The organism is Microcoleus sp. N9_A1 (genome assembly GCF_036701795.1).
Taxonomy (GTDB): Bacteria; Cyanobacteriota; Cyanobacteriia; order Cyanobacteriales; family Microcoleaceae; genus Microcoleus.
In genome coordinates this window covers 1-3866 of sequence record NZ_JAUBRI010000153.1, presented here as the reverse complement: position 1 = coordinate 3866, position 3866 = coordinate 1, and the positions used below count along the sequence as shown (strand labels likewise).

At 50.3% G+C, this 3866-nt stretch carries 2 tRNA genes and 3 rRNA genes; all 5 read left to right on the top strand.

Going from position 1 to position 3866, the window contains the following annotated elements:
• Nucleotides 1–69: ribosomal RNA gene (locus QUA58_RS30945) — 16S ribosomal RNA — on the top strand; the annotation flags it as partial.
• 91 nt (nt 70–160) lie between these two features.
• Nucleotides 161–237 (top strand) — tRNA-Ile (locus QUA58_RS30940).
• Nucleotides 238–270: 33 nt separating this feature from the next.
• Nucleotides 271–346: transfer RNA gene (locus QUA58_RS30935), tRNA-Ala, on the top strand.
• A 376-nt stretch (nt 347–722) separates the two neighbouring features.
• Nucleotides 723–3601: ribosomal RNA gene (locus QUA58_RS30930) — 23S ribosomal RNA — on the top strand.
• Between the two features lie 143 nt (nt 3602–3744).
• Nucleotides 3745–3857: ribosomal RNA gene (rrf, locus tag QUA58_RS30925) — 5S ribosomal RNA — on the top strand.
• Nucleotides 3858–3866: the final 9 nt, after the last annotated feature.

Genomic DNA, 3866 nt, shown 5'->3' with positions numbered 1-3866 from the left:
GGGTTCGTGACTGGGGTGAAGTCGTAACAAGGTAGCCGTATCGGAAGGTGCGGCTGGATCACCTCCTTTCTGGAAAACTGCATTCAATATTGAACGCCCACACTTATCGGTTGTTGGAACAAGCCGCAGACCTGCGAAGAGATTCGCAAGAATGTGGAATGGGTCTGTAGCTCAGCTGGTTAGAGCACCGTCTTGATAAGGCGGGGGTCGTTGGTTCGAGCCCAACTAGACCCACCAAATTCCGATGGCTAGATACGGTAAGAGGACACTGGGGGATTAGCTCAGCTGGGAGAGCACCTGCTTTGCAAGCAGGGGGTCGTCGGTTCGATCCCGTCATCCTCCACCAACCACACTTCGGAAATTCAACACCAAAGCTGCTTTGAAAGAGGCTGCTTTGTTGTTGATCAATATCGATTGATCAATCGGCTGTTCTTTAAAAATTCATAGAGTCGAAATCAGAGTTGCCAGGGGAAACTGCACATTCGTAAAGGTTTAGTGCAGACCGTGCCCCTGGTGACAAATTTTTGATTGCGTCAAAACGAATATTCAACGAGCTAAAGCTGCGCGAAAGCGTGGTGAAGTAAATTGAATTAGTAATGACGAATGTTTCTTGATAGTGATATCGAGGAATTATTCACATTACGGCATAACGCGTCAGGTGAAAGACCTGGCAAGTCCTTGAAGATGATGGCGATATCTTGAAAGAGATGTCAAAGTTATAGGGTCAAGTGACTAAGAGCATGTGGTGGATGCCTTGGCGATTACAGGCGACGAAAGACGTGATAGCCTGCGATAAGCTTCGGGGAGCTGGCAAATAAGCTTTGATCCGGAGATTTCTGAATGGGGAAACCCACCTCGCAAGAGGTATCGCATACTGAATACATAGGTATGCGAGGCGAACCGGGTGAACTGAAACATCTCAGTAGCTCGAGGAAAAGACATCAACCGAGATTCCGAAAGTAGTGGCGAGCGAAATCGGAAGAGCCTTCTAGTGATAGCACGACTGTTAGCAAAACGGGATGGAAAGCCCGGCCATAGCAGGTGATAGCCCTGTATGCGAAAACAGACGTGTGGTACTAAGTTAGAGAAAAGTAGGGCGGGACACGAGAAATCCTGTCTGAATATGGGGGGACCATCCTCCAAGGCTAAATACTCGTAATCGACCGATAGTGAACCAGTACCGTGAGGGAAAGGCGAAAAGAACCCCGGGAGGGGAGTGAAATAGATCCTGAAACCGCATGCTTACAAAAAGTAGGAGCCCGTAAGGGTGACTGCGTACCTTTTGTATAATGGGTCAGCGACTTACATTCAGTGGCAAGGTTAACCGAATAGGGAAGCCGTAGAGAAATCGAGTCCGAATAGGGCGAATCAGTCGCTGGGTGTAGACCCGAAACCAAGTGATCTATCCATGGCCAGGATGAAGGTGCCGTAACAGGTACTGGAGGTCCGAACCCACTAGTGTTGCAAAACTAGGGGATGAGCTGTGGATAGGGGTGAAAGGCTAAACAAACTTGGAAATAGCTGGTTCTCTCCGAAAACTATTTAGGTAGTGCCTCAAGTATTACCTGCGGGGGTAGAGCACTGTTTAGGCTAGGGGGTCATGGCGACTTACCAAACCTATGCAAACTCCGAATACCGCAGAGTACAGCTTGGGAGACAGAGCACCGGGTGCTAACGTCCGGACTCAAGAGGGAAACAACCCAGACCGCCAGCTAAGGTCCCTAAAATTGGCTAAGTGGGAAACGAAGTGGGAAGGCTAAAACAGTCAGGATGTTGGCTTAGAAGCAGCCATCATTTAAAGAAAGCGTAATAGCTCACTGATCGAGTCGTCCTGCGCGGAAGATGTAACGGGGCTAAGCCAGTTACCGAAGCTGCGGATTTGCAATTTATTGCAAGTGGTAGGAGAGCGTTCTGTAGGCCTGTGAAGGTGTCTGGTAACGGATGCTGGAGGTATCAGAAGTGCGAATGCTGACATGAGTAGCGTTAAAGGGGGTGAAAAGCCCCCTCGCCGTAAGCGCAAGGTTTTCTACGCAACGTTCATCGGCGTAGAGTGAGTCGGCCCCTAAGGCGAGGCAGAGATGCGTAGCTGATGGGAAACAGGTCAATATTCCTGTACCGATCAATAGTGCGATGTGGGGACGGAGAAGGTTAGCTCAGCCAACTGTTGGATATGTTGGTTCAAGCCTGTAGTCGTGCTCGGTAGGCAAATCCGCCGGGCTTAGATGAGGGGTGATAACGAGTCTGCTTGCAGACGAAGTGAGTGATACCCTGCTTCCAGGAAAAGCCACTAAGCTTCAGCTATTGACGACCGTACCGCAAACCGACACTGGTGCGCGAGATGAGTATTCTAAGGCGCTTGAGAGAACTCAGGAGAAGGAACTCGGCAAATTGATACCGTAACTTCGGGAGAAGGTATGCCCCAAGTAGGTGAACTCGTACAGAGGGAGCCCAACGGGGTTGCAAAAAATCGGTGGCTGCGACTGTTTAATAAAAACACAGCACTCTGCAAACACGAAAGTGGACGTATAGGGTGTGACGCCTGCCCGGTGCTGGAAGATTAAATGATGGGGTGCAAGCTCTTGATTGAAGTCCCAGTAAACGGCGGCCGTAACTATAACGGTCCTAAGGTAGCGAAATTCCTTGTCGGGTAAGTTCCGACCTGCACGAATGGCGTAACGATGGCCACACTGTCTCCTCCTGAGACTCAGCGAAGTTGAAATGTTTGTGATGATGCAATCTCCCCGCGGAAAGACGGAAAGACCCCATGAACCTTTACTGTAGCTTTGTATTGGACTTTGAACAGATCTGTGTAGGATAGGTGGGAGGCTTTGAAGTGAGGACGCTAGTTCTCATGGAGCCAACGTTGAAATACCACCCTGGTGTGTTTGAGGTTCTAACCTAGGTCCATTATCTGGATCGGGGACAGTGCATGGTAGGCAGTTTGACTGGGGCGGTCTCCTCCCAAAGCGTAACGGAGGAGTTCGAAGGTACGCTAGTTACGGTCGGACATCGTGACGATAGTGCAATGGCATAAGCGTGCTTAACTGCGAGACTGACAAGTCGAGCAGATGCGAAAGCAGGACATAGTGATCCGGTGGTTCTGTATGGAAGGGCCATCGCTCAACGGATAAAAGGTACTCTGGGGATAACAGGCTGATACCGCCCAAGAGTTCATATCGACGGCGGTGTTTGGCACCTCGATGTCGGCTCATCTCATCCTGGGGCTGTAGCCGGTCCCAAGGGTATGGCTGTTCGCCATTTAAAGAGGTACGTGAGCTGGGTTTAAAACGTCGTGAGACAGTTTGGTCCCTATCTTCCGTGGGCGCTGCAGATTTGAGGAAGCCTGCTCCTAGTACGAGAGGACCGGAGTGGACACACCTCTGGTGTATCGGTTGTCACGCCAGTGGCATTGCCGAGTAGCTAAGTGTGGAAGAGATAACCGCTGAAAGCATCTAAGCGGGAAACTCGTTTCAAGATGAGATCTGCCGGGGCCTTGAGCCCCCTAAAGAGTCGTTCAAGACCAGGACGTTGATAGGTCAGGTGTGGAAGCGCAGTAATGCGTTAAGCTAACTGATACTAATTGCTCGTGCGGCTTGACCCTATAACTTTGATAGCCAACACGCAACCAGCGTGAAGCTCAAAGTCTGTTATGCCAAGTTAGACGCAGTCAAAACACAAACATCTGATTCCAGACTCTATGAATTCGCCAGGCAGTTCACAAAAACTGCCCAGCACCAAGTTATGCCTGATGACCATAGCAAGTTGGTCCCACTCCTTCCCATCCCGAACAGGACAGTGAAACGACTTTGCGCCGATGATAGTGCGGGTTCCCGTGTGAAAGTAGGTCATCGTCAGGCTCTTACAGC